The 24,563-nt window shown below is 62.0% G+C and carries 22 protein-coding genes; 11 read left to right on the top strand and 11 right to left on the bottom strand.

Features of this window, described 5'->3' with window-relative positions; all coding sequences use genetic code 11:
- Position 1 precedes the first annotated feature (1 nt).
- The gene (locus tag ACIOMR_RS21315; protein WP_003209625.1) at positions 2-298 is read left to right on the top strand and encodes a PTS transporter subunit EIIB; all 297 of its coding nucleotides are present in this window, start codon (positions 2-4) and stop codon (positions 296-298) included.
- A 137-nt stretch (positions 299-435) separates the two neighbouring features.
- Here ACIOMR_RS21315 and mltF read toward each other — a convergent pair whose 3' ends face one another.
- Positions 436-1,896: a membrane-bound lytic murein transglycosylase MltF gene (gene mltF / locus ACIOMR_RS21310; protein WP_177008154.1), complete on the bottom strand. Its 1,461-nt coding sequence runs from the start codon at positions 1,894-1,896 to the stop codon at positions 436-438.
- Between the two features lie 287 nt (positions 1,897-2,183).
- Between mltF and purL the strand changes: the two genes are divergently transcribed.
- The gene (gene purL, locus ACIOMR_RS21305; RefSeq protein WP_401196225.1) at positions 2,184-6,080 is read left to right on the top strand and encodes a phosphoribosylformylglycinamidine synthase; all 3,897 of its coding nucleotides are present in this window, start codon (positions 2,184-2,186) and stop codon (positions 6,078-6,080) included.
- Between the two features lie 4 nt (positions 6,081-6,084).
- A complete protein-coding gene (locus tag ACIOMR_RS21300; protein WP_087695123.1) occupies positions 6,085-6,396 on the top strand; it encodes an NGG1p interacting factor NIF3 in 312 nt (103 codons plus the stop codon).
- A gap of 179 nt (positions 6,397-6,575) precedes the next feature.
- Here ACIOMR_RS21300 and nagE read toward each other — a convergent pair whose 3' ends face one another.
- From nagE to ACIOMR_RS21265, 7 genes are all read right to left on the bottom strand, one after another.
- Positions 6,576-8,234 carry an N-acetylglucosamine-specific PTS transporter subunit IIBC gene (gene nagE, locus ACIOMR_RS21295; protein ID WP_218180506.1) on the bottom strand — a complete coding sequence of 553 codons (1,659 nt, stop codon included), beginning with the start codon at positions 8,232-8,234 and terminating at the stop codon, positions 6,576-6,578.
- 74 nt (positions 8,235-8,308) lie between these two features.
- The gene (ptsP, locus tag ACIOMR_RS21290) at positions 8,309-10,816 is read right to left on the bottom strand and encodes a phosphoenolpyruvate--protein phosphotransferase (protein ID WP_401196222.1); all 2,508 of its coding nucleotides are present in this window, start codon (positions 10,814-10,816) and stop codon (positions 8,309-8,311) included.
- 36 nt (positions 10,817-10,852) lie between these two features.
- Positions 10,853-11,875 (bottom strand): SIS domain-containing protein, encoded by a 1,023-nt coding sequence (locus ACIOMR_RS21285; protein WP_401196219.1) that lies wholly within the window; start codon positions 11,873-11,875, stop codon positions 10,853-10,855.
- Positions 11,856-12,962, bottom strand: a complete 1,107-nt coding sequence (gene nagA / locus ACIOMR_RS21280) for an N-acetylglucosamine-6-phosphate deacetylase (RefSeq protein WP_087695120.1) — start codon at positions 12,960-12,962, stop codon at positions 11,856-11,858. Before nagA ends, ACIOMR_RS21285 begins: the two co-directional genes overlap by 20 nt.
- Before the next feature lie 10 nt (positions 12,963-12,972).
- Entirely contained in the window at positions 12,973-13,731 is a 759-nt protein-coding gene (locus tag ACIOMR_RS21275; protein ID WP_003209609.1) for a GntR family transcriptional regulator, read from the bottom strand.
- Between the two features lie 263 nt (positions 13,732-13,994).
- The gene (locus ACIOMR_RS21270; protein ID WP_003209608.1) at positions 13,995-14,498 is read right to left on the bottom strand and encodes a murein L,D-transpeptidase family protein; all 504 of its coding nucleotides are present in this window, start codon (positions 14,496-14,498) and stop codon (positions 13,995-13,997) included.
- 42 nt (positions 14,499-14,540) lie between these two features.
- Entirely contained in the window at positions 14,541-15,089 is a 549-nt protein-coding gene (locus ACIOMR_RS21265) for an NUDIX hydrolase (RefSeq protein ID WP_003209606.1), read from the bottom strand.
- Positions 15,090-15,235: 146 nt separating this feature from the next.
- Here ACIOMR_RS21265 and ACIOMR_RS21260 point away from each other — a divergent pair, with 146 nt between their 5' ends.
- From ACIOMR_RS21260 to purT, 5 genes are all read left to right on the top strand, one after another.
- Positions 15,236-15,838, top strand: coding sequence for a CoA pyrophosphatase (locus tag ACIOMR_RS21260; RefSeq protein ID WP_003209605.1), 603 nt, complete (start codon positions 15,236-15,238; stop codon positions 15,836-15,838).
- A gap of 39 nt (positions 15,839-15,877) precedes the next feature.
- Positions 15,878-16,402 (top strand): gamma carbonic anhydrase family protein, encoded by a 525-nt coding sequence (locus tag ACIOMR_RS21255; RefSeq protein WP_008438249.1) that lies wholly within the window; start codon positions 15,878-15,880, stop codon positions 16,400-16,402.
- Entirely contained in the window at positions 16,399-16,614 is a 216-nt protein-coding gene (locus ACIOMR_RS21250; protein WP_008438244.1) for a DUF1289 domain-containing protein, read from the top strand. Before ACIOMR_RS21255 ends, ACIOMR_RS21250 begins: the two co-directional genes overlap by 4 nt.
- Positions 16,615-16,778: 164 nt before the next feature.
- Positions 16,779-17,246 (top strand): hypothetical protein, encoded by a 468-nt coding sequence (locus tag ACIOMR_RS21245; RefSeq protein WP_003209599.1) that lies wholly within the window; start codon positions 16,779-16,781, stop codon positions 17,244-17,246.
- Positions 17,247-17,315: 69 nt separating this feature from the next.
- On the top strand, positions 17,316-18,497 hold the full coding sequence (gene purT, locus ACIOMR_RS21240; protein WP_023659130.1) for a formate-dependent phosphoribosylglycinamide formyltransferase: 1,182 nt from the start codon (positions 17,316-17,318) through the stop codon (positions 18,495-18,497).
- Between the two features lie 94 nt (positions 18,498-18,591).
- Here the strand turns inward: purT and ACIOMR_RS21235 are convergent, their stop codons facing one another.
- The 3 genes from ACIOMR_RS21235 to ACIOMR_RS21225 form a co-directional block, all read right to left on the bottom strand.
- On the bottom strand, positions 18,592-19,902 hold the full coding sequence (locus tag ACIOMR_RS21235; RefSeq protein WP_003209595.1) for an MFS transporter: 1,311 nt from the start codon (positions 19,900-19,902) through the stop codon (positions 18,592-18,594).
- A gap of 221 nt (positions 19,903-20,123) precedes the next feature.
- A complete protein-coding gene (locus tag ACIOMR_RS21230) occupies positions 20,124-21,362 on the bottom strand; it encodes a transporter associated domain-containing protein (protein WP_008438241.1) in 1,239 nt (412 codons plus the stop codon).
- Positions 21,363-21,374: 12 nt separating this feature from the next.
- Entirely contained in the window at positions 21,375-22,187 is an 813-nt protein-coding gene (locus ACIOMR_RS21225; RefSeq protein ID WP_010176828.1) for an inner membrane protein YpjD, read from the bottom strand.
- Positions 22,188-22,421: 234 nt separating this feature from the next.
- On the opposite strand from ACIOMR_RS21225, the gene ffh reads away from it, so the two are divergent.
- The 3 genes from ffh to rimM all read left to right on the top strand — a co-directional run.
- A complete protein-coding gene (ffh, locus tag ACIOMR_RS21220) occupies positions 22,422-23,798 on the top strand; it encodes a signal recognition particle protein (protein WP_003209589.1) in 1,377 nt (458 codons plus the stop codon).
- 250 nt (positions 23,799-24,048) lie between these two features.
- Positions 24,049-24,300, top strand: coding sequence for a 30S ribosomal protein S16 (rpsP, locus tag ACIOMR_RS21215; protein ID WP_003209587.1), 252 nt, complete (start codon positions 24,049-24,051; stop codon positions 24,298-24,300).
- 5 nt (positions 24,301-24,305) lie between these two features.
- The coding region (gene rimM, locus ACIOMR_RS21210; RefSeq protein ID WP_401196211.1) for a ribosome maturation factor RimM at positions 24,306-24,563 on the top strand (258 nt) is incomplete at its 3' end.

Below are 24,563 nucleotides of genomic sequence, written 5' to 3'. Positions count from 1 at the left end.
CATGTTCGAGAAATTTCAGCGGGCGTTCTGGAAGGCCCTGACGCCGGATCTGGTGCTTGAAACGCCGCAGGCAGCTCCAGTGAGCGAAACACTGTTGGCCCCGGCAGTGCTGAATGCGCTGGGCGGCGCGGAGAATCTCAAGTCGCAGCAGCGGGTAGCACTGACCCGGGTGCGGGTGCAGTTGCAGGATGCGGGGCGGTTGGATGCGCAGGCGCTCAAGGCGGCAGGCGTGCCGGGCGTGATGGTGTTGGCGGGTGGGGTGGTGCACCTGCTTACCGGCCTGAACACCGCTCTATAAGACGACGAAGATCAAATGTGGGAGCGGGCTTGCTCGCGAAGGCGGTGTGTCAGTCAATCCATGTGCTGGCTGAACCACCGCCTTCGCGAGCAAGCCCGCTCCCACATTGGTTTTGTGGTGTTTGGAGAATCGGGGGATTACAGCGGCGGGGTTTCTTCTGTCGGCTTGGTCTTGTCCACACCCGGCACATGCAGGTTGCCTTCGACCACCTGGTTGCCTTCCAGCTGCGGCTGCGTCACCCACGTCAGAATGTCGTAGTAACGCCGGATGTTCGCCACAAAATGCACGGGCTCACCGCCACGGGCATAGCCATAACGCGTCTTGCTGTACCACTGCTTCTGCGACAGGCGCGGCAGCATCTTCTTCACGTCCAGCCACTTGTTCGGGTTCAGGCCTTCTTTTTCGGCCAGCTTGCGCGCGTCGTCCAAATGGCCGGTGCCGACGTTGTACGCCGCCAGGGCAAACCAGGTGCGGTCCGGCTCGGCAATCTTGTCGTCCAGCTCATCCTTGATCTTGGCCAGGTACTTGGCGCCGCCCATGATGCTCTGCTTGGCGTCCAGGCGGTTGGACACGCCCATGGCCTGCGCCGTGTTCTGGGTCAGCATCATCAGGCCGCGCACGCCGGTCTTGGAGGTCACCGCCGGCTGCCAGAGTGATTCCTGGTAGCCGATGGCCGCCAGCAGGCGCCAGTCGACCTTTTCTTCCTTGGCATAGGCCCGGAAGTGTTTCTCGTATTTGGGCAGGCGCTGCTGCAGATGCTGGGCGAAGGTGTAGGCGCCCATGTAGCCGAGTACATCGACGTGCCCGTAATAGCGATCTTTCAGGCGTTGCAGCGTGCCGTTCTTTTCCACCTTGTCGAGGTAGTTGTTGACCTCGTTGAGCAGGCTGTTGTCTTCACCGGCGGCAACCGCCCAGGCTTGATGGCTGGCGTCACCGAGGTCAAAGGCCACCCGCACGTTGGGGAAGTACACCTGGTTCATCGCCACTTCGTTGGAGTCCACCAGGGTCAGGTCGATCTGGCCCTCATCCACCATGCGCAGCAGGTCGACCACCTCAACGGCGTCAGACTCTTCGTAGTCAATTCCGGGAAACTGTTTTTTCAGCTGCGCCAGTTGCTCGGCGTGGGTGCTGCCCTTGAGCACCATGATCTTCTTGCCCACCAGGTCTGCCGCGGTGGTCGGCCGGGACTGGCCGTTGCGGTAGATGATCTGCGGGGTGACTTCCAGATAAGGGTGGGAGAAACGCACTTGCTGGCGACGCTGTTCACTGCTGACCAGGCCGGCGGCGGCCAGTACCGGGCCGTTGGGTTTGCCGATCTGCGAGAACAGGTCATCCAGGTTGTCGGCCGCCTCGATCTCGAGCTTTACCCCCAACTCGTCGGCAAAACGTTTTACCAGTTCGTATTCGAAGCCGGTTTCGCCGTTACGGTCCTGGAAATAAGTGGCCGGACTGTTTCGGGTGACCACCCGCAATACGCCATCCTCCTTGATTCGCTCGAGCGTGTTGGGTTTATCCACACACGCACTGAGCAGCAGGAAGAGTCCGGTAACGAAGAGCCATTTGGCGCATCGCGGGCGTAAAGCAGTAGGGGAGAACATCTGCGCAGTATACGCAAAGGACCCTCGGCGCCATATCTCGACAGCGGGGCACTTGTCTGCTAGCGCCCGTAAACCTTGGCTGCAGCCCGCAGAAACGGGGCTTGGCAGCCGATTGTGACGGATAAAATAACTGCCCGGAATAGCCTGTATGGCCATATGATATCGTGCGATTTATGCCAACTGACGTCCGGCTGCGGCCACTGGTGCCGTTTCGGGTGCCGTTGGCGACGGTTTACGCTAGAATGCACGGCCTCAAAGCACACCCCCTTCCCGAGGCTGTCCCGAAGATGTTGATCCTGCGCGGCGCTCCTGCCCTTTCTGCCTTTCGCCACAGCAAACTCCTTGAGCAACTGAGCCAGAAGGTACCTTCTGTCAGTGGCTTGTATGCTGAATTTGCTCACTTCGCCGACGTTACTGGCGTTTTGACCGCCGACGAACAGCAAGTGCTGGCGCGCCTTCTGAAGTACGGTCCCAGCGTTCCTGTCCAAGAGCCTAACGGCCGCTTGTTCCTGGTCCTGCCACGGTTCGGCACCATCTCGCCCTGGTCGAGCAAGGCCAGCGACATCGCCCGCAACTGCGGCCTGGACAAAATCCAGCGCCTGGAACGCGGGATTGCCTTCTATGTAGCAGGCCAGTTCAGCGAGGCCGAGGCCGAGCTGATCGCCAGCAGCCTGCACGACCGCATGACCCAGATCATCGTCAGCCAGCTGGAACAGGCCGCCGGTCTGTTCAGCCACGCCGAGCCCAAGCCGCTGACCGCGATTGACGTGCTCGGTGGTGGCCGTGCCGCCCTGGAAACCGCCAACACCGAGCTGGGCCTGGCCCTGGCCGAAGACGAAATTGACTACCTGGTCAACGCCTTCATCGGTCTGAAGCGCAACCCGCACGACATCGAACTGATGATGTTCGCCCAGGCGAACTCCGAGCACTGCCGCCACAAGATCTTCAACGCCAGTTGGGACATCGACGGCCAGAGCCAGGAAAAAAGCCTGTTCGGCATGATCAAGAACACCTACGTGATGCACAGCGAAGGCGTTCTGTCGGCTTATAAGGACAACGCCTCGGTCATCGTCGGCTCTGTCGCCGGCCGTTTCTTCCCGGACCCTGAAACCCGCCAGTACGGCGCGGTGCAGGAGCCGGTACACATCCTGATGAAAGTCGAGACTCACAACCACCCGACCGCGATTGCCCCGTTCCCGGGCGCAGCCACCGGTTCCGGCGGCGAGATTCGCGACGAAGGTGCAACCGGTCGTGGCGCCAAGCCAAAGGCCGGCCTCACCGGCTTCACCGTGTCCAACCTGCAGATCCCGGGCTTCGAACAGCCGTGGGAAGTGCCGTACGGCAAGCCTGAGCGCATCGTCACCGCGCTGGACATCATGATCGAAGGCCCGCTGGGCGGCGCCGCGTTCAACAACGAATTCGGGCGTCCGGCCCTGACCGGTTACTTCCGTACTTTCGAGCAATCCATCACCACCCCCCGTGGCGATGAAGTGCGCGGTTACCACAAGCCAATCATGTTGGCCGGCGGCATGGGCAACATCCGCGCCGAACACGTACAGAAAGGCGAGATTCTGGTCGGCTCCAAGCTGATCGTCCTCGGTGGCCCGGCGATGCTGATCGGCCTGGGTGGCGGCGCCGCTTCCTCCATGGCCACCGGCACCAGCTCGGCCGACCTGGACTTCGCTTCCGTACAGCGTGAAAACCCTGAGATGGAACGCCGTTGCCAGGAAGTCATCGACCGTTGCTGGCAACTGGGTGACAAGAACCCCATCAGCTTCATCCACGACGTCGGCGCAGGTGGCTTGTCCAACGCCTTCCCGGAACTGGTCAACGATGGCGAACGTGGCGGCCGTTTCGAACTGCGCAACATTCCAAACGACGAGCCGGGCATGGCTCCGCACGAAATCTGGAGCAACGAATCCCAGGAACGCTACGTGTTGGCGGTAGGTCCTGCAGACTTCGAACGCTTCCAGGCGATTTGCGAGCGTGAGCGCTGCCCGTTTGCGGTAGTCGGCGAAGCCACTGCCGAGCCGCAACTGACGGTCACCGACAGCCACTTCGGCAACAGCCCGGTGGACATGCCGCTGGAAGTGCTGCTGGGCAAAGCCCCGCGCATGCACCGTTCGGCCGTGCGTGAAAACGAACTGGGCGACGATTTCGACCCGTCGACCCTGGCCATCGCCGACTGCGTGGAGCGCGTCCTGCACCACCCGGCCGTTGCCAGCAAAAGCTTCCTGATCACCATCGGCGACCGCACCATCACCGGTCTGGTTGCCCGTGATCAAATGGTCGGCCCGTGGCAGGTCCCGGTGGCTGACGTTGCCGTCACCGCTACCAGCTTCGACGTGTACACCGGTGAAGCCATGGCCATGGGCGAACGCACTCCGCTGGCGCTGCTGGACGCCCCGGCGTCGGGCCGCATGGCCATCGGCGAAACCTTGACCAACATCGCCGCGTCACGCATCGCCAAGATCTCCGACATCAAGCTGTCTGCCAACTGGATGTCCGCTGCCGGTCACCCGGGTGAAGATGCGCGCCTGTACGACACCGTGAAAGCGGTCGGCATGGAGCTGTGCCCTGAGCTGGGCATCACCATTCCGGTGGGCAAGGACTCCATGTCCATGGCCACCCGCTGGAACGATGAAGGCGTGGACAAGAGCGTCACCTCGCCGCTGTCGCTGATCGTTACCGGCTTTGCGCCAGTCACCGACATTCGCCAGACCCTGACCCCGCAACTGCGCATGGACAAGGGCACCACCGACCTGATCCTGATCGACCTCGGTCGCGGTCAGAACCGCATGGGCGCCTCGATCCTTGCCCAGGTGCACGGCAAGCTCGGCAAGCAGGCCCCGGACGTCGACGACGCCGAAGACCTGAAAGCTTTCTTCGCCGTGATCCAGGGCCTGAACGCCGACGGCCACCTGCTGGCTTACCACGACCGTTCCGACGGTGGTTTGCTGACCAGCGCCGTGGAAATGGCCTTCGCCGGTCACTGCGGCCTGAGCCTGAACCTCGATGGCCTGGCAGAAACTTCCGCTGACATCGCAGCAATCCTGTTCAACGAAGAGCTGGGCGCCGTTATCCAGGTTCGCCAGGACGCAACCCCGGACGTACTCGCACAGTTCAGCGCCGCTGGCCTGGGCGACTGCGTGGCCGTGATTGGCCAGCCGATCAACAACGGTGAAATCAACATCGTCTTCAACGGCGAAACCGTGTTTGAAGGCCAGCGCCGCCTGCTGCAACGCCAGTGGGCCGAGACCAGCTACCAGATCCAGCGCCTGCGCGACAACGCCGACTGCGCCGAGCAGGAATTCGAGGTGATCCTGGAAGAAGACAATCCGGGCCTGAGCACCAAGCTCAGCTTCGACGTCAACCAGGACATCGCCGCGCCTTACATCAAGAAAGGCATCCGCCCACAAGTGGCCGTACTGCGTGAGCAGGGCGTCAACGGCCAGGTGGAAATGGCGGCGGCGTTCGACCGTGCCGGCTTCAATGCGATCGACGTGCACATGAGCGACATCCTCGCCGGTCGCGTCGACCTCAATGAGTTCAAAGGCCTGGTTGCCTGCGGTGGTTTCTCCTACGGCGACGTACTGGGTGCCGGTGAAGGCTGGGCCAAGTCGGCCCTGTTCAACAGCCGTGCCCGTGACGCGTTCCAGGGCTTCTTCGAGCGTAATGACAGCTTCACCCTGGGTGTGTGCAACGGTTGCCAGATGATGTCCAACCTCAGCGAACTGATCCCGGGCAGCGAGTTCTGGCCGCACTTTGTGCGTAACCGCTCCGAGCAGTTCGAAGCGCGGGTTGCGATGGTCCAGGTACAGGAATCCAACTCGATCTTCCTGCAAGGCATGGCCGGTTCGCGCATGCCAATCGCCATCGCCCACGGTGAAGGCCATGCGGAATTCGCCAGCGAAGAAGCACTGCTGGAAGCCGACCTGTCCGGTACTGTGGCCCTGCGTTTTGTCGACAACCACGGCAAGGTCACCGAAGGCTACCCGGCCAACCCGAACGGCTCGCCGCGCGGGATCACCGGGCTGACCAGCCGCGACGGTCGCGTCACCATCATGATGCCGCACCCGGAGCGTGTGTTCCGCGCCGTGCAGAACTCGTGGCGCCCGGAAGAGTGGAACGAAGACGGCGCGTGGATGCGCATGTTCCGTAACGCTCGCGTCTGGGTGAACTAAGTCGGTGTACAAGCTCAGCTTCTTTGTGCCCGACAGCCACGTGGAGACGGTGAAAACCGCCGTCTTCGCAGCCGGCGGCGGGCGCATCGGCAACTACGACAGCTGCGCCTGGCAGGTACTGGGCCAGGGCCAATTCCGCGCGATGGACGGCAGCCAGCCGTTTATCGGGCAGGTGGGGCAGGTTGAAGTGGTTGAAGAGTGGAAGGTTGAGTTGGTGGTGGCGGATGAGTTGATCGTGGCTGTGGTGGCTGCGTTGAAGCTTAGCCATCCGTACGAGACACCGGCGTATGAGGTGTGGCAGTTGGCGGATTTTTGATTCGCTGGTTGAAAAACAAGAAACCCGCTGGGCCAGTTTGGTCAGCGGGTTTTTTGTTGCCTGTCACGGCCATTCGCGAGCAAGCCCGCTCCCACATTTGACCGCGTTGCCATGACGGGCACCGATCAAAATGTGGGAGCGGGCTTGCTCGCGAAGAGGCCCTGATGCTCAGCAAGGATTCAGGCTTTTACCCCAACCTCACGGCCACTGACCAACCGCTCCAACGCCTCACCCAACCCCGAAGCCTTGTCACCAATCAGCAAGTGCCAAACCCCACTCTCAAGCTGGCTCACACCCTGGCAACCCAGCGCCGTCAGTTGAGATTCCGACAACACCGAACCATCCCCCAACTCCACCCGCAGCCGCGTCATCGCCACCGCATCCAATTGCAAAACATTGGCCCGACCGCCCAGCGCACTCAGCCATTTCTCGGCCTCATGCACGTTCACCGGCGTGCTCTTCTCAACAGGCGCTACCACCACCGCAGGCGCCGCAACATACGAAGGCATCGCCAACCGAATCTCATCGGCAATGCTGTCCGCCATCGGCCCGACCACCACCTGCAAACTCCCGCCATTACCCGGTCGAACCACCGCCATCGCACCCAGCGCCTTCAACTCGGCATCCACCGCCTTGTTGCGATCCACCATGTCCAGCCGCAGACGCGTCGTGCAAGCACCCACACTCAGCAGATTCTCCGCACCACCCAGCGCCCGAATATAAGCCCCGGCCCGTTGGTTATCAGTCATGGCCTCAGCCTGCACCACCTGAATATCCTCACGCCCGGGCGTCTTCAAATTGAAGCGACGGATGCAGTAATTGAACACGCTGTAGTAGATCACCGCATACGCCAGCCCAACCGGGAATACCAACCAGCCGTTGGTGGATTTACCCCAACCCAGCACCATGTCGATAAACCCACCGGAGAAGGTAAAGCCCAGGTGAATGTTGAGCATGTTGGTGATCGCCATCGACAACCCGGTCAGCAGCGCATGCACCAGGTACAGGAACGGCGCGAGGAACATGAAGGCGAATTCGATCGGCTCGGTGACCCCGGTCAGGAACGAGGTCAGCGCCATCGACAGGAAAATCCCGCCCATGATCTTACGCCGCTCCGGCAGTGCATTGCGGTACATCGCCAGGCACGCCGCCGGCAGGCCGAACAGCATTACCGGGAACATGCCGGTCATGAACTGCCCACCTTTCGGGTCGCCGGCAAAATAGCGAGTCAGGTCGCCGGTCACTACCGCGCCGGTCGTCGGGTCGGTGAAGGTGCCGAACACAAACCACGCCATGTTGTTGAGGATATGGTGCAAGCCGGTGACGATCAGCAGGCGGTTGAACACGCCAAACACGAACGCACCAAAACTGCCGCTTTCCATCAGCAGCACGCCGAAGCTGTTGATGCCTTGCTGCACGGGTGGCCATATCAAACCAAAGATCACCCCCAGCGCCACTGCGGAGAACCCGGTGACGATCGGCACAAACCGTCGCCCACCAAAGAATGCGAGGTACTCCGGCAGCTTGATGTCCTTGAAGCGGTTATACAGCGCACCGGCCATCAAGCCGCTGGCGATGCCCGCGAGCATGCCCATGTTGATGCTGGCGTCCATCACCTTGAGGGTGGAGACCATCACCAGGTAACCGATGGCGCCTGCCAGGCCCGCCGTGCCGTTGTTGTCGCGGGCAAAACCCACGGCAATGCCGATGGCGAAGATCAGCGCCAGGTTGGCGAAGATCGCCTGCCCGGCGTCGTGCATCACCGCGATGTTCAGCAGGTCAGTGTCGCCCAGCCGCAGCAGGAGGCCGGCGATCGGCAGAATCGCGATCGGCAGCATCAGCGCACGGCCCAGGCGTTGCAGCCCTTCGATAAAATATTGGTACACGGCGTGTCTCCCTATTCTTGTTGTTTTCAGCTCAGCGGCCAGTGGTGTTGACAGGCTTGGCGAACGGCTTTGGCGCTGCTCAGGTTAAGCAGGCTTTGGCTCAGTTGCCGGCATTGGGCTGCGTCCAGGTGACGGACACGGTCCTTGATTTCTCCGATTTGCGGCGGGCTGACGGACAGCTCGCTGATGCCCAGGCCGATCAGCACCGGCGTGGCCAGCGGGTCGGACGCCAGCGCCCCGCACACACCGACCCAGCGCCCATGCTTGGCTGCGCCGATGCACGTCTGGGCGATCAGCCGCAACAGCGCCGGGTGCATGGCATCGACCCGGGCGGCGAGGCCGGCGTGGTCGCGGTCCATGGCGAGGGTGTACTGCGATAGGTCATTGGTGCCGATGGACAGAAAGTCCGCGTGCTCGGCCAGTTGTTCGGCCATCAGCGCCGCCGCCGGCACTTCGATCATCACCCCCAGTTCCGGGCGTTGGGTCAGTTCCAACTCGGCGCACAGTTCATCGAGGCGCTGGCGAATGTGCAGCAGTTCGTCGACTTCGCTGACCATTGGCAGCAGGATGCGGCAGCGTTCCAGCGGGCTGACCTGGAGAAGGGCACGCAGTTGCTGGTCCAGCACCTCCGGACGCACTTGCGCCATGCGAATGCCCCGCAGGCCCAGCACCGGGTTGGTCTCGAACGGCAGCGGCAGGTAGTCGAGTTGCTTGTCGCCGCCGACGTCGATGGTGCGGATGATCACTGATTTGTCGCCCATGGCATCCAGCACGGCTTGGTAGGCCTGGCGCTGCTCCTGTTCATCGGGCGCAGTGCGGCGGTCGACGAAGAGAAATTCTGTGCGCAGCAGGCCGACGCCATCGGCGCCATTCTCGAAGGCCAGTAGGGCTTCGACGCTGGAGGCTACATTCGCGGCCACTTCAATACGCACGCCATCCTGAGTGCTGGCGGTGCCTTGAGCCTCCGCGTGCTGCTGTTGGCGCCGCAGTTTCTGTGCATCGCGCAACTGGTGAACCTGGGCGTGGCGCGCATCATCCGGCGTCAGCTCCAGGCGGCCGTTGGCGGCATCCAGCACCACGCGCTGGCCTTGGGGCACATCAAGCAATTCAGTGCCCAGTGCAACCACGCACGGCAAGCCTTTACCCCGCGCCAGAATCGCCACATGAGACGTCGCGCCGCCTTCGGCCATGCAGATACCGGCGGCGTGTTGATTGCTCAGTTGCAGCAGATCCGATGGGGTCAGCTCATGGGCCGAGACGATAGCGCCGGCCGGCAAATCAAAATTCCAGGCCTCGCCCAGCAACGCCCGCAGCACGCGTTGCTGCAAGTCGCGCAGGTCGTTGGCGCGTTCGGCGAACAGCGGTTTGCCTAGGGCGAGCAGCACCGCGCATTGGGCCTGGATCGCATCACGCCAGGCGTGAGTGGCGGCGCTGCCCTGTTCGATGGCGGCGGTGGCGGCCTCCAGCAACGTAGGGTCTTCCAGCAGGGCCAGGTGGGCGGCGAAGATCTCTTCTTCCTCCACATCCTTGCGCTGACGGGCCTGGTCCAGGGTGTGGCGGATTTCGCTACGCACCTGTTCCAGGGCGCTGTCCAGGTGCTGCAATTGTTCATCCGGCACGTTGTTGCCCGGGTCCACCGGCAGCTCGATTCCGTTCAGGCGGAACAACGGGCCGCAGACCAACCCCGGCGCGGCACACACGCCTTGCAGTACTCCGGCTTCGGTATTCGCGCGGCGTGGGGCGACGGCCACTGGAGCGTGATGCGCTTCGCCAACTTCCACCGACAGCGCAGCGATCAGTGCTTGCAGCGCCGCTTCACAATCCTTGCCACGACAGGTGACCTGCACCTCGTCCTGCTCACCAATCCCCAGGCCCATCAAGCCGATCAGGCTGTCGCACGAAGCCGACTTGCCGGCGAAATGCAGCTGCGACTGGCTGCTGAATGCCTGTGCGGTCTTGCGGATCAAGGCAGCGGGGCGCGCGTGCAGGCCGCCACGATGGGTGATGCGAATAGTCGCGCTGGCTTCGGTGACCGACTCATCAATCACTTTCGCTGCACCGGCCAACCGTGCAACCACATGCAGCAGCGGCTCGCCGACCTTCACTGTTTTCAAGGTGATCGGCCGTAGCTCAAACAGCTCGCTGTTGGTCAGGATGATCAGGCTGACCAGGCTTTTGCACTGGCGCGCAATCAGGTCCAGGTCAAACTGGACCAGTGCCTGGCCCTTGCTGACCCGCGCACCTTGCTTGACCAGCAGCGCAAAGCCTTCGCCATTCAATTCCACCGTGTCGATGCCCACGTGCATCAGCAATTCAGCGCCGTTATCGGCGCGAATGGTCAGCGCATGCCCGGTGCGGGCGACGTGGATGATCACGCCATCACACGGCGCGTGCAGGCAATCGTTGAGCGGGTCGATGGCAATGCCGTCGCCCATGGCGCCACTGGCGAACACTTCGTCGGGAACGTCGCCCAGGGTCAGCACCGGCCCACTGAGGGGAGCGCTGAGGGTGAGGTCTTTATTATTGTGGGACATGGGCACGGTACTCATCAGAAAAACGCTGCAATCAACTCAGTGGGTGCGGGTCACTTTGCTCAAGTGACGCGGTTGGTCCGGGTCCATGCCCCGGGCCTCTGCCAAACCGGCGGCCATCACGTAGAAAGTCTGGATCGCCAGGATCGGGTCCAGGGCCGGGTGTTCGGCGCGGCTCAGAGTCAGGTCGCGCTCGGCGATGTCATCGGGAGCGGCCAGCAGCACGCGGGCACCGCGCTGGCGCATATCGGCGGCCAGGCTCAGCAGGCCGGCTTGTTCGGCGCCGCGTGGGGCGAAGACCAGCAGCGGGTAGTTGTCATCGATCAGGGCCATCGGGCCATGGCGCACTTCGGCGCTGCTGAAGGCTTCGGCCTGGATCGCCGAGGTTTCCTTGAGCTTGAGCGCGGCTTCCTGGGCAATGGCAAAACCGGCGCCACGGCCGATCACCATCAGTTGCTGGCAGTCGCGCAGGGCGTCGATGGCCAGGCTCCAGTCTTGCCTGGCGGCTTCACGCAAACCTTCGGGCAGTGCCTTACAGGCTTGCAGCAACTCGTCTTCCTGATTCCAGTGGCCGATCAGCTGGGCGCTGGCGCTCAGGGTCGCGATAAAGCTTTTGGTGGCGGCGACGCTGCGTTCCGGCCCGGCGCACAGCGGCACATGGAATTCGCAGGCGGCTTCCAGTGGCGAGTCTTCGGCGTTGACCATCGAGATGCTCAAGGCGCCGCGCTTGCGCAACAGGCGCAGGCTGTTGACCAGGTCCGGGCTCTGTCCCGACTGGGAGAAACCGAACGCCACTTGCCCGCTGACCTTGAGCGGCGATTGCAGCATGGTCACCACCGACATCGGCAGCGACGCCACCGGAATCCCCAGATGTTGCATGGTCAGGTAGGCGAAGTAACTGGCGGCGTGGTCCGAGCTGCCACGGGCGATGGTCATCGCCACTTGCGGTGGCTGGCGACGCAGGCGGCCGGCGACTTCCACCAGCAGCGGGTCCAGGCGTTGCAGTTGAGCCTCGACGGCCTCACAGGAGGCCAGGGCCTCTTCAAGCATTTTTGAAGTCAATGGTTTCTCCTTCGACCATTACGTCGGTGAGGTGCAGGGAGCGGTCCAGGCGCACGCAGTCGGCAAAGCTGCCGGGTTGCAGGCGACCGCGTTCTTCGAGGCCCAGGTAGTCCGCAGGAAATTGCGACAGGCGTTGTGAGGCTTCGCTGATCGGCAGGCCGATCTTCACCAGGTTGCGCAGCGCCTGGTCCATGGTCAGGGTGCTGCCGGCCAGCGTTCCATCGGCCAGGCGGACGCCGCCCAGGCACTTGGTCACGGTGTGGCTGCCCAGCTTGTATTCGCCGTCGGGCATGCCGGCAGCGGCGGTGGAATCGGTGACGCAGTACAGGCACGGGATCGAGCGCAGCGCCACGCGCATGGCACCGGGGTGCACGTGCAGCAGGTCGGGAATCAACTCGGCGTATTTGGCGTGGGCCAGGGCCGCGCCGACGATGCCGGGCTCGCGGTGATGCAGCGGGCTCATGGCGTTGTACAAGTGGGTAAAGCTGGTGGCCCCGGCGGCGAGGGCGGCGACACCTTCTTCATAGCTGCCCAGGGTGTGGCCGATCTGCATGCGCACGCCACGTTCGCTGAGGGCGCGGATCAGGCCGTCATGGCCGGCGATTTCCGGAGCAATGGTGATCACCCGGATCGGCGCCAGGCGCAGGTATTCTTCGACTTCGGCCATCAAGGCGGTGTGGGCGAAGTTCGGTTGTGCGCCGAGTTTTCCCGGATTGATGTAGGGGCCTTCCAGGTGCACGCCCAGGACACGAGCGGTGCCGGTCGGGCGGCTTTCGCAATAGGTGCCGATTTCGCCGAGCACGCGGGAAATCTCATCCACTGGCGCGGTCATGGTGGTAGCCAGCAGCGAGGTGGTGCCAAACCGCACGTGGGTGCGGGTGATGGTGTGGAAGGCGTCGGTGCCTTCCATGATGTCTTTGCCGCCACCGCCGTGCACGTGCAGGTCGATAAAGCCTGGCAGCAGGTACGGCAGGTCGTTGTCAGCCGGGTTGCACGGGCTGCCTTCTACGGCAGTGACCTTGCCGTGCTGGTGCACCAGGCGGCCGCGAATCCAGCCGTGTGGCGTGAGGATATTGTCTTCGGACATGGGCAGTTCTCTAAATTCGCAGTTCAGCGGAATAGTCGTGGCGGCGCAGTTCTGCGACGAAGTCGTAGTAGTCGTTGCGGCAGTAGGTGTCGGTGATTTCAATCGGGGTGTTGTCGGCGGTGTAGCCCACCCGGGTCATCAGCAGCATGGCGGTGCCGGGGGCGATGCCCACCAGGGCTGCGAACTCGTCCGAGGCGTTGATCGCCTGGATGTGTTGCAGGGCGCGGACGATGGGCTTGCCGATGCTTTCCAGGTATTCGTACAGCGAATTGCCGATGGCCTGCGGGTGGGGCAGGACGGAGGCGGGCATGGCGGTCATTTCAATCGCCATCACCGTGTCGTCGGCCTTACGCAAACGCTTGAGCCGCGCGACTTTGTCGCTGGGTGACAGGCCCAGGCGAATCAATTCTTCATGGGTCGGCGGGGTGATGTCGCGCTCGAGCCATTGGGACGTCGGCACAAAGCCCTTGAGCCGGAGCATTTCGCTGAAGCCCGAGAGGCGCGACAGCGGTTGTTCCAGGCGTGGCGTGATGAAGGTTCCGGAGCCTTGGCTGCGACGGATCAGGCCTTGTTCGAACAGCACTTCCAGCGCCTTGCGGGCGGTCACCCGGGAAATGCTCAGTTGCTCGCTGAGGGCACGTTCCGACGGCAATGCCTGCTCGGATTTCCACTGGCCGGCATGAATCGCGGCTTCGAGGTTGCGGGCCAGTTGCAGGTACAGCGGCGTCGATTGTTTATCGTCGGGGCGCAGGGCCAGGATGGGGTTCATCGTGTCGGTTTCCGATGCGGTTATTGGAGTGTTGTCGCCCGGTAGTGATCGCAAGCTAATACCACTTAAATACCATGTCAATGCAGCGAAAACAGTGCAGGCGAGCGTTTGCGGGCGCATTAATAGTGCGCCAGTTCAAGTGGTATTAGAGAGGTCTTTATTTCAGGCAGAGGCGCGCAGCTTGCCGAGGTGAACTGGTATTCACCGGCAGGCCACCCATGGGGCGGGAATTTTTTTTGAATTATTTTACGAGGGGCAGGAAATTACGGACGAATCTCGATCATCGTGCCGTCTTTCACCAGGTTCCAGACTTCGCGCATGTCGACATTGCGCATGCCGATGCAGCCGTCGGTCCAGTCCAGGGTGTGGAACAGCTCTTCGGGGTAGTCCTCGGCGTCGGGGGTGCCGTGGATCATGATCATGCTGCCGGGCTTGACCCCTTCGCGGCGGGCGCGCGCGGAATCGCTGATATTGGGGTAGGAGATGTGCATGGCCAGGTTGAAGCGGTCGCTGGTCTTGCGCCAGTCGATCCAGTAGAAACCTTCCGGGGTGCGGCGGTCGCCTTCCATCAGCTTGGTGCCCTTGGGGTTCTTGCCCAGGGAAATGCGGTAGGTCCTGAGGGGCTTGCCGTCATTAATCAGTTGCAACTGATGGGCAGACTTGAGCACCAGGATTTTCTCGACGGGTTTGCCCCCCAGGATCACTTGGGTGGAGGCTGGCGACAGCGTGGCAAACGACAGGCAGATCAGAGCAAGCAACCAACGCATTGAAACGGTATCCCCTGAAAAGACTACGTGCCGCCTGGATTGTTATTTGGCCAACTGGGTCAGCGGCGGCACCGATTCGCTGCGCACCGGATACGACTGTTGCCGGCGGTCAGCAAAAAAGCATTCTAAGGTACGCCCGACCGTGCGGAAAGCCAGCTCGGACCAAGGGATGTCGGCTTCATCGAATAAGCGCACTTCAAGGCTTTCGGGGCCGGCGGCAAAATCCAGGTCGATCAGTTCGGCCCGGTAGAAGATGTGCACCTGGCTGATGTGCGGCACGTCGATCAGGGTGTAGATGCTCAGGTTGCGCACCCGGGCGCAGGCTTCTTCCAGGGTTTCGCGCATCGCGGCCTGCTCGACGGTCTCGCCGTTCTCCATGAAGCCGGCGGGCAAGGTCCAGAAACCCAGGCGCGGCTCGATGGCGCGCCGGCACAGCAGCACCTGGTCGCCCCACACCGGTACGGTGCCCGCGACGATATTGGGGTTCTGGTAGTGAATGGTCTGACAGTGATCGCAGACATAACGCAGGCGTGCGTCGCCTTCGGGAATGCGCTGGGTGACCGGTTTACCGCACTGGCTGCAGAAGTTCATGCTGGGGTTCCTGGAGAGTGCGCCTATCTTGGCGTGACCGGGTATGGGCTGCAAGTTGTCGTTTAGCGACATGGCCAGGGTTTTGGGGTTGGGCGTGCGCAAGGTTTGGTGCATGATGCAAGGTAGCCAACAGACCGAGATGACTCATGCTGGACGAGCTACTTCGCCGGGTAAGCAATCATACGCCCCACACGCTGGAGACCGACGGTCGTTTCCCGGAAGCGGCGGTACTGGTGCCGATCACCCGCAGTGACGAACCCGAGCTGATCCTGACCTTGCGCGCCAGCGGGTTATCCACCCATGGCGGCGAAGTGGCGTTCCCTGGCGGGCGCCGCGACCCTGAAGATCCCGACCTGATATTCACCGCGCTGCGCGAAGCCGAAGAAGAAATCGGCCTGCCGCCGGGCCTGGTGGAAGTCATCGGCCCGTTGAGCCCGCTGATTTCCCTGCACGGTATCCGTGTCACGCCTTATGTAGGCGTTATCCCCGATTACGTCGAATACCTGGCCAATGACGCCGAGATCGCCGCTGTTTTCAGCGTGCCCCTGGAGTTTTTTCGCCAGGACCCGCGCGAACACACCCACCGTATCGATTACCAGGGCCGCAGTTGGTATGTGCCCAGTTATCGGTTTGGCGAATACAAGATCTGGGGCCTGACGGCGATCATGATCGTCGAGCTGATCAATCTGCTCTATGACGATGCCGACATTAGCCTGCATCGACCGCCGAAAAGCTTCATCAATACCTAAGAGCCAGATGGCCATCGTTCCTGCCGTGAGGATCCACCTATGAAATACCGCCTGGGCGACGCCCGAGTCGAAACCCATCCCAACAGCTGGGTGGCCCCCAATGCCACGCTGGTGGGCAAGGTCAAACTGGAGGAGGGCGCCAACGTCTGGTTCAACGCGGTGTTGCGCGGCGACAACGAGCTGATCCTGATCGGCAAGAACAGCAACGTGCAGGACGGCAGCGTGATGCACACCGACATGGGTTACCCGCTGACCCTCGGCACCGGCGTGACCATCGGCCATAACGCCATGTTGCATGGCTGCACCGTCGACGATTACAGCCTGATTGGCATCAATGCGGTGATTCTTAACGGGGCGAAGATCGGCAAGCACTGCATCATCGGCGCCAATTCGCTGATCGGCGAGGGCAAGGAAATTCCCGATGGTTCGTTGGTGATGGGCTCGCCGGGCAAGGTGGTGCGGGAACTGACCGACGTGCAGAAGAAAATGCTCGAGGCCAGCGCTGCGCACTATGTGCATAACGCCCAGCGGTATGCCCGTGATCTGGTTGAGCAGGAAGAATGAACCCGGTAGAACGACCCGTCGCCTCGCCGTGCGTGAGCATTTGTGCGCTGGATGACGATGATATCTGCACGGGATGCCAGCGCACGGTGGATGAAATCACCCGCTGGAGTCGCATGGACAATACCGAGCGCCGGGTGGTGTTGGGGTTGTGCCATGAGCGGGCGAAGGCGAGTGGGCTGGTGTGGATGATTCCGGGGAAGTCCGGCGCCTGATAGACGGCTTTCGCGAGCAAGCCCGCTCCCACATTTGATTGCGTTTATCTTGGAGGAATGCGTTCAAAATGTGGGAGCGGGCTTGCTCGCGAAAGGGCCCGCCCAGACGACATATTTCCAAATGTGAAGTACCCTGTGCCCCTTGTTCACAGGTCCCTCGCCCCATGTTCTTCCTGATTGCCTACATCAGCAGCGTCGTGCTGATCAACTTTGCCTTTTCCACCGCTCCGCACCTGGATGTGATCTGGTCCGCCTGGGGCGGTTTGGTATTTGTCCTGCGGGACATGGTGCAAACCCGTTTCGGCCATGGCGCGATCATCGCCATGCTGGCGGCGCTGGTGCTGTCCTATATCACCTCCGATCCGTCCATCGCCCTGGCCAGCGCCACGGCGTTCGCGGTGTCCGAATGCATTGACTGGCTGGTGTTCAGCATCACCAAGCGCCCACTCCACGACCGCCTGTGGATAAGTTCGGCGCTGAGTATCCCCCTCGATACCTTCATCTTTTTCGGCCTGATCGGCGCCTTGACGCCCGCGGTCGCCGGCACTGCCCTGGTGTCGAAATTCGCCGGCGTTACCGTGGTGTGGCTGGCCATGGCCTGGCGTTTGCGCCGGCAGCGCGTCGCCAACTGAAGCCAATCTTTACAGTTCATGTAAAATGCCGGCCTTTCTCCCCACGATCCGCTCCCCTGAGGACCTGAGATGACCCGAATCGGAACTCCATTGTCGCCAACCGCGACCCGCGTAATGCTGTGTGGCTGCGGTGAGCTGGGCAAGGAAGTGGTAATCGAACTGCAACGCCTGGGCGTTGAAGTGATTGCCGTGGATCGCTACGCCAACGCACCGGCCATGCAGGTTGCCCACCGCAGCCACGTGATCAACATGCTCGATGGCGCCGCCCTGCGTGCCGTGATCGAAGCCGAAAAGCCGCACTTCATCGTGCCGGAAATCGAAGCGATCGCCACCGCCACCCTCGTGGAGCTGGAAGCCGAAGGCTTCACCGTGATCCCGACCGCCCGCGCGACGTTGCTGACCATGAACCGCGAAGGCATCCGTCGCCTGGCCGCCGAAGAGCTGGACCTGCCGACCTCGCCGTACCACTTCGCCGACACCTTCGAGGACTACAGCAAGGCCGTCACCGACCTGGGCTTCCCGTGTGTGGTCAAGCCGGTGATGAGTTCGTCGGGCAAGGGCCAGAGCCTGCTGCGCAGCGCCGATGACGTGCAGAAAGCCTGGGATTACGCCCAGGAAGGCGGGCGTGCCGGCAAGGGCCGCGTGATCATCGAAGGCTTTATCGACTTCGACTACGAAATCACCCTGCTGACCGTGCGCCACATTGGCGGCACTACCTTCTGCGCGCCTGTCGGTCACCGTCAGGAGAAGGGCGACTATCAGGAATCCTGGCAGCCACAGGCCATGAGCCCGATTGCACTGGCGGAATCCGAGCGCGTTGCCAAGGCGGTAACCGAAGCGTTGGGTGGTCGTGGTCTGTTTGGCGTCGAGCTGTTTATCAAAGGCGATCAGGTGTGGTTCAGCGAAGTGTCGCCGCGCCCCCATGACACTGGCCTAGTGACCCTGATTTCCCAGGACTTGTCGCAGTTCGCCCTGCATGCGCGGGCAATTCTCGGCCTGCCGATCCCGTTGATCCGTCAGTTCGGGCCTTCGGCTTCGGCAGTGATCCTGGTGGAAGGCAAGTCGACCCAGACGGCGTTTTCCAACCTGGGTGCAGCCTTGAGCGAGCCGGATACGGCGTTGCGTCTGTTCGGCAAGCCGGAAGTGAATGGCCAGCGCCGTATGGGCGTGGCGCTGGCGCGGGATGAGTCGATTGAGGCAGCGCGGGCTAAAGCCACTCGTGCTTCGAAGGCTGTTGTTGTAGAGCTGTAACCGAGTCGCGCCCATCGCGAGCAAGCCCGCTCCCACATTTGAATGTATTCGCAAATCAAAATGTGGGAGGGGGCTTGCTCCCGAAGGCGGTTTATCAGGCGACCTTGTTCAAATCGTTATTGCGCGTCTCTTTCAGGCACAGCACAGCAATCAAGCTGATCACCGCTGCCGCCGACACATACCCGCCGACATAACTCAAACCGCCCATCGCCACCAGCTTGGTCGCGAAGAACGGTGCCGCCGACGCACCCACGATCCCACCCAGGTTATACGCCGCCGAAGCACCGGTATAACGCACGCGGGTCGGGAACAGTTCCGGCAACATCGCGCCCATCGGGGCAAACGTCACGCCCATCAGGAACAGCTCCAGCGCCAGGAACAGTGCCACGGCCCAGGTTGAACCGTGGGTCAGCAACGGCTCCATGGTGAAGCCGGAGAGGATGGTCAGAATCGCCCCCACAATCAGCACCGGCTTACGCCCGTAACGGTCGCTGGCCCACGCCGCCAGCGGCGTCGCCGCGCCCATGAACAGCACCGCGAAGCACAACAGCCCGAGGAAGGTTTCACGGCTGTAACCCAGCGTAGACACGCCGTAGCTCAGGGAAAACGCGGTGGTGATATAGAACAGCGCATAACACACCACCATCGAGGCCGCACCCAGCAGGACCGGCAGCCAATGCTGGCTGAACAGTTCCACCAGCGGCACCTTCACCGGCGCTTCCTTGGCCACGGCGTTCGCGAACACCGGCGTTTCATGCAGTTTGAGCCGCGCATACAGCCCCACCATTACCAGCGCCGCGCTGAGAATGAACGGAATGCGCCAGCCCCAGCTGCGGAACTGCTCGTCGCTCAGGCTCATGGCCAGGATCAGGAACAGCCCGTTGGCCGCCAGAAAGCCAATCGACGGGCCCAGTTGCGGGAACATGCCGAACCAGGCGCGTTTGCCCTTCGGGGCGTTCTCGGTGGCCAGCAACGCCGCGCCGCCCCATTCGCCGCCAAGCCCGAGGCCCTGGCCGAAGCGCAGTACGCAGAGCAGGATCGGTGCCCAGGCGCCGATGCTGTCATATCCGGGCAGCAAGCCGATCAGCGTGGTGCACACGCCCATCAGCAGCAGGGAAGCCACCAGTGTCGACTTGCGGCCAATCCGGTCACCAAAGTGGCCGAACAGCGCCGAGCCCAGTGGCCGCGCGATAAACGCGATACCGAAGGTCAGGAACGAGGCGAGCATCTGCGCCGTGCCGGAGGTTTGCGGGAAGAACACCGGGCCGATCACCAGCGCGGCGGCAGTTGCGTAGATATAGAAGTCGTAGAACTCGATGGCGGTGCCGATGATGCTCGCGGTGGCGACCCGGGCCGTCGAGTTGGTCGGGGCGGCGGTCGCCGTCTCGTTATAGGTGGTGCTCATTGAGGTATCCCTGACGGTCATTGCGCGTTTGGACGCGGATTATTATTGGTCGAACACCCATGGATCAGGGTTGTGCGCGGGGCGGCTCGGGATGGGAGCAAACACCGGTCAGACACGGTAAAACGCTGCCTGGACGCGCTCAGTGCGGGTAGCACGCGGTCGGGCGGGGCTTGGGTAAGCCGCCCGATTATAGGAAGGGGTTTGCGGATCCAACAAGGGGCTTAAGCGGCGACCGGCACCGTGCTGGTGTGCCAGATCAGCACCTTGGCGACGCGGTTGTCCTCGGTCTCGAGGATTTCCAGGCGATAACGGCCGATTTTCAGGCACACGGCGCAGTCCGGGATGGTCTCCAGCGCTTCGGTCACCAGGCCGTTGAGGGTCTTGGGGCCGTCGCTGGGCAGGTGCCAGCCGAGGGTTTTGTTCAAGTCACGGATCGAGGCGGCGCCGTCGATCACGTAGCGGCCATCCAGTTGGGGCTGGATGTGCGGGTTGTCGAGGTGCTGCTCGTTTTCGAACTCACCGACGATTTCTTCAAGAATGTCTTCCAGGGTCACAATGCCCAGCACTTCGCCGTATTCATCCACCACCATGCCGAGGCGGCGCTGTTGCTTGTGGAAGTTCAGCAATTGCAGTTGCAGCGGTGTGCTTTCCGGGACGAAGTAGGGCTCGTGACAGGCCTCCAGCAGGGCTTCCTTGGTCAGGCTGGCGTCCGGCAGCAGGTGGCGGATCTGCCGGGTGTTGAGCACCGCCTCGACCTGGTTGATGTCGCTGTGGAACACCGGCAGCCGGGTTCGGGTGGAAACCCGCAGTTGCTCGATGATTTCCTCTACCGGGTCATCCAGGTTGATGCCGTCCACTTCGCTGCGGGGCACCAGGATGTCGTTGACGGTGATGTTGTCCAGGGCGTGGATGCCCGGCATGCCCGGCGCGCGGGTGTTGGGGATTTCGGCTTCCGGCTCGTCGTCCTGGTCCGGCTGCGGCTCGTCGCTCTTCTTGACCAGCCCGGGCTTGCGGGTGAACGGGCGCAGCAGCAACAGGCTGACACCGTTGAGTAGCCAGGCCAGCGGATAAAGGATTTTCAGCGGCACGCTCAGCAAGGTATTGCCGAAGCCAAGGATGGTTTGCGGGTGGCGAGTGGCCAGGGCGCGCGGCAGATAGTCGGCCAGCACCAGCAGCACCGCGCTGGAGATCACCCAGCCGAGCCACGGGCCGTTTTGCGCCCAGGCGTAGATCGCCAGCAGGGTGCAGAGAATCACCACCACGGCGCGGCACAGGGTGTTGCAGAGGATCAGGCTGTTGCGCGGGAAGTTCAGGCGGGCGGCGGCTTTGTCACCCTGGCGGGTGCCGGGGCGCAGGGCCAGCAAATGTTGCTGGGCGGCTTCGATGGCGGTAAACAGCGCCGACCATAAAACCAGCAAGGCTACTACCGCAAGCATCGGCCCCAAGGGCAAGTTGTCCATGTCGGCTGCCCGTCAGATATGCAGGATGTATTCGCGAACCAGCTTGCTGCCGAAATAGGCCAGCATCAGCAGGCAGAAACCGGCCAGGGTCCAGCGGATCGCCTTGTGCCCGCGCCAGCCGAGACGGTTGCGGCCCCACAGCAGCACGCTGAACACCACCCAGGCCAGGCAGGCCAGCAGGGTTTTATGCACAAGGTGCTGGGCAAACAGGTTCTCGACGAACAGCCAGCCGGAGATCAGCGACAGCGACAGCAGCGTCCAGCCGGCCCAGAGGAAGCCGAACAGCAGGCTTTCCATGGTTTGCAGCGGCGGGAAGTTCTTGATCAGCCCGGACGGGTGCTTGTGCTTGAGCTGGTGGTCTTGCAACAGCAGCAGCAAGGCCTGGAACACCGCGATGGTGAACATGCCGTAGGCGAGGATCGACAGCAGGATGTGGGCGAGGATGCCCGGCTCTTCATCAATGACCTGCACGGTGCCGGTCGGTGTGAATTGCGCCAGCAGCACCGTCAGCATCCCGAGCGGGAACAACAGCACCAGCAGGTTCTCCACCGGGATCCGGTAGCAGGCCATCAGGGTCAGCGCGATCACCGCGGCGGCAATCAGGCTGGCAGCGCTGAAGAAATCCAGGCCCAGGCCGACCGGCGTCATCAAGTGCGTGAACAGGCTGGCGGCGTGAGCCAGCAGGGCGAGGACGCCAAGGCCTACCAGCAGGCGTTTGTCGGCCTTGGCGCCTTGGGCCAGACGAGTGCCCTGATAGAGGGTCGCAGCGGCATACAAGATGGCGGCGGCGAGGCTGGGTAGCAAACTGGGTGACAAAGGGAGCATAAATCCTGTTAAGCAGGCCCGAAAGGCGCTGAGTTTGGCATACACCTGCGTAACACGAAAGACTCTCAGGCCAGACAGCGGGTGTGCATGGCGACAGTCTTCGCTATAATCCGCGACCTGCCCACGCCGCAGGCTCGCCGAGCGCTGTTTTTAATAGCGATTTACCACAGCCTGGGCCGCCATTACCTCGGTCTAACAATGCATTTCGATGAATAGGGCCTGAAAGGATCGCGCATGTTTGAAAATCTGACTGACCGTCTCTCGCAGACGCTGCGCCATGTCACCGGCAAGGCCAAGCTGACCGAGGACAATATTAAAGACACCCTGCGTGAAGTGCGCATGGCGTTGCTGGAAGCCGACGTCGCCTTGCCGGTGGTGAAGGACTTCGTCAACTCGGTCAAAGAGCGCGCGGTCGGCACCGAAGTGTCCCGCAGCCTGACGCCGGGCCAGGCCTTTGTGAAGATCGTCCAGGCCGAACTCGAAAGCCTGATGGGCGCGGCCAACGAAGATTTGAACCTCAGCGCCGTGCCGCCAGCCGTTGTGCTGATGGCCGGTCTGCAAGGTGCGGGCAAGACCACCACCGCCGGCAAACTGGCGCGCTTCCTTAAAGAGCGCAAGAAGAAGTCGGTGATGGTGGTGTCTGCCGACGTTTACCGCCCGGCGGCTATTAAACAGCTGGAAATGCTCGCGGGCGAAGTGGGCGTGACCTTCTTCCCGTCCGACCTGAGCCAGAAGCCGGTCGATATCGCCCAGGCGGCTATTAAAGAAGCCAAGCTGAAATTCATCGACGTGGTCATCGTCGATACCGCCGGTCGCCTGCACATCGACGAAGAGATGATGGGCGAGATCAAGGCGCTGCATGCCGCGATCAACCCGGTAGAAACCCTGTTCGTGGTCGATGCCATGACCGGCCAGGATGCGGCCAATACCGCCAAGGCCTTTGGTGATGCACTGCCGCTGACCGGTGTGATCCTGACCAAGGTCGACGGCGATGCCCGTGGCGGTGCCGCCTTGTCGGTACGCGCCATTACCGGCAAGCCGATCAAGTTCATCGGTATGGGCGAGAAGAGCGAAGCGCTCGAGCCGTTCCACCCTGAGCGGATCGCCTCGCGTATCCTCGGCATGGGCGACGTGCTCAGCCTGATCGAGCAAGCGGAAGCGACCCTCGACAAGGACAAGGCCGACAAGCTGGCTAAAAAGCTGAAGAAGGGCAAGGGCTTCGACCTCGAAGACTTCCGCGACCAGTTGCAACAGATGAAGAACATGGGGGGCCTCGGCGGCCTGATGGACAAGCTGCCGAACATCGGCGGCGTGAACCTGGCGCAAATGGGCAATGCCCAGGGCGCGGCAGAGAAGCAATTCAAGCAGATGGAAGCCATCATCAATTCCATGACCCCGGCCGAGCGCCGCGACCCTGAGCTGATCAGCGGTTCGCGCAAACGTCGGATCGCCATGGGTTCCGGCACCCAGGTGCAGGACATCGGTCGCTTGATCAAGCAGCACAAGCAGATGCAGAAGATGATGAAGAAATTCTCCGCAAAAGGCGGGATGGCCAAGATGATGCGCGGCATGGGCGGTATGTTGCCCGGCGGCGGCATGCCGAAAATGTAAAGAATTCGAGCAGAAGTTCGCTTCTGCTCCGACCCGCAGGGATGCGGGATCTCCAGCAAACCCGCCATTGGCGGGAGCTGACTTGCCGTTTTAACCGACGGCTCTATAGCAGATCTGAATGGCACGCTGATAGGCGCCAGAAAAAGACATTTGCAAAAGTCCGGATATTCCTTAGAATATGCGGCCTTTCGGGCACCTATGCCCGCTGTGCATTTAGATTTGCAGCACCGACTACAGGAACGATGTTCACATGCTAACAATCCGTCTTGCCCTTGGCGGCTCCAAAAAGCGCCCGTTTTACCACTTGACCGTAACTGACAGCCGCAACCCACGTGACGGCTCTCACAAGGAACAAGTTGGCTTCTTCAACCCGATCGCTCGTGGTCAAGAAGTCCGTCTGTCCGTGAACCAAGAGCGCGTAGCCTACTGGCTGAGCGTTGGTGCACAACCTTCTGAGCGCGTTGCTCAGTTGTTGAAGGATGCATCTAAGGCTGCGGCCTGAGCAATATGAACGCGACGCCAGCGGTTGCTGATGATTTGATCGTTATCGGCAAGATTTATTCTGTTCATGGCGTTCGCGGCGAAGTGAAGGTGTATTCCTTTACTGATCCGACTGAAAACCTGTTGCAGTACAAGACCTGGACGCTCAAGCGCGAAGGTAGTGTGAAACAGGTAGAGCTGGTCAGTGGACGCGGGAGCGACAAGTTCCTGGTCGCAAAGCTCAAGGGTCTTGATGATCGTGAAGAAGCTCGTCTTCTGGCGGGT

The organism is Pseudomonas sp. NPDC087814 (assembly GCF_044742865.1).
GTDB lineage: Bacteria > Pseudomonadota > Gammaproteobacteria > Pseudomonadales > Pseudomonadaceae > Aquipseudomonas.
Note: the sequence above shows the minus strand (reverse complement) of the source record. Positions and strands in the feature narration are given on the sequence as shown.

Bases quoted from the DNA above. Each gene is read 5' to 3' on its own strand.
- rpsP (WP_003209587.1), top strand. From the start codon at position 24,049: ATGCTAACAATCCGTCTTGCCCTTGGCGGCTCCAAAAAGCGCCCGTTT.
- ACIOMR_RS21270 (WP_003209608.1), bottom strand. From the start codon at position 14,498: ATGCGTTGGTTGCTTGCTCTGATCTGCCTGTCGTTTGCCACGCTGTCG.
- ffh (WP_003209589.1), top strand. From the start codon at position 22,422: ATGTTTGAAAATCTGACTGACCGTCTCTCGCAGACGCTGCGCCATGTC.
- purT (WP_023659130.1), top strand. From the start codon at position 17,316: ATGACCCGAATCGGAACTCCATTGTCGCCAACCGCGACCCGCGTAATG.
- ACIOMR_RS21315 (WP_003209625.1), top strand. From the start codon at position 2: ATGTTCGAGAAATTTCAGCGGGCGTTCTGGAAGGCCCTGACGCCGGAT.
- ACIOMR_RS21235 (WP_003209595.1), bottom strand. From the start codon at position 19,902: ATGAGCACCACCTATAACGAGACGGCGACCGCCGCCCCGACCAACTCG.
- ACIOMR_RS21245 (WP_003209599.1), top strand. From the start codon at position 16,779: ATGTTCTTCCTGATTGCCTACATCAGCAGCGTCGTGCTGATCAACTTT.
- ACIOMR_RS21275 (WP_003209609.1), bottom strand. From the start codon at position 13,731: ATGAACCCCATCCTGGCCCTGCGCCCCGACGATAAACAATCGACGCCG.
- purL (WP_401196225.1), top strand. From the start codon at position 2,184: ATGTTGATCCTGCGCGGCGCTCCTGCCCTTTCTGCCTTTCGCCACAGC.
- mltF (WP_177008154.1), bottom strand. From the start codon at position 1,896: ATGTTCTCCCCTACTGCTTTACGCCCGCGATGCGCCAAATGGCTCTTC.
- ACIOMR_RS21225 (WP_010176828.1), bottom strand. From the start codon at position 22,187: ATGCTCCCTTTGTCACCCAGTTTGCTACCCAGCCTCGCCGCCGCCATC.
- ACIOMR_RS21255 (WP_008438249.1), top strand. From the start codon at position 15,878: ATGAAATACCGCCTGGGCGACGCCCGAGTCGAAACCCATCCCAACAGC.
- ptsP (WP_401196222.1), bottom strand. From the start codon at position 10,816: ATGTCCCACAATAATAAAGACCTCACCCTCAGCGCTCCCCTCAGTGGG.
- ACIOMR_RS21230 (WP_008438241.1), bottom strand. From the start codon at position 21,362: ATGGACAACTTGCCCTTGGGGCCGATGCTTGCGGTAGTAGCCTTGCTG.
- ACIOMR_RS21260 (WP_003209605.1), top strand. From the start codon at position 15,236: ATGCTGGACGAGCTACTTCGCCGGGTAAGCAATCATACGCCCCACACG.
- ACIOMR_RS21250 (WP_008438244.1), top strand. From the start codon at position 16,399: ATGAACCCGGTAGAACGACCCGTCGCCTCGCCGTGCGTGAGCATTTGT.
- ACIOMR_RS21265 (WP_003209606.1), bottom strand. From the start codon at position 15,089: ATGAACTTCTGCAGCCAGTGCGGTAAACCGGTCACCCAGCGCATTCCC.
- nagE (WP_218180506.1), bottom strand. From the start codon at position 8,234: ATGCTGCCGATCGCGATTCTGCCGATCGCCGGCCTCCTGCTGCGGCTG.
- nagA (WP_087695120.1), bottom strand. From the start codon at position 12,962: ATGTCCGAAGACAATATCCTCACGCCACACGGCTGGATTCGCGGCCGC.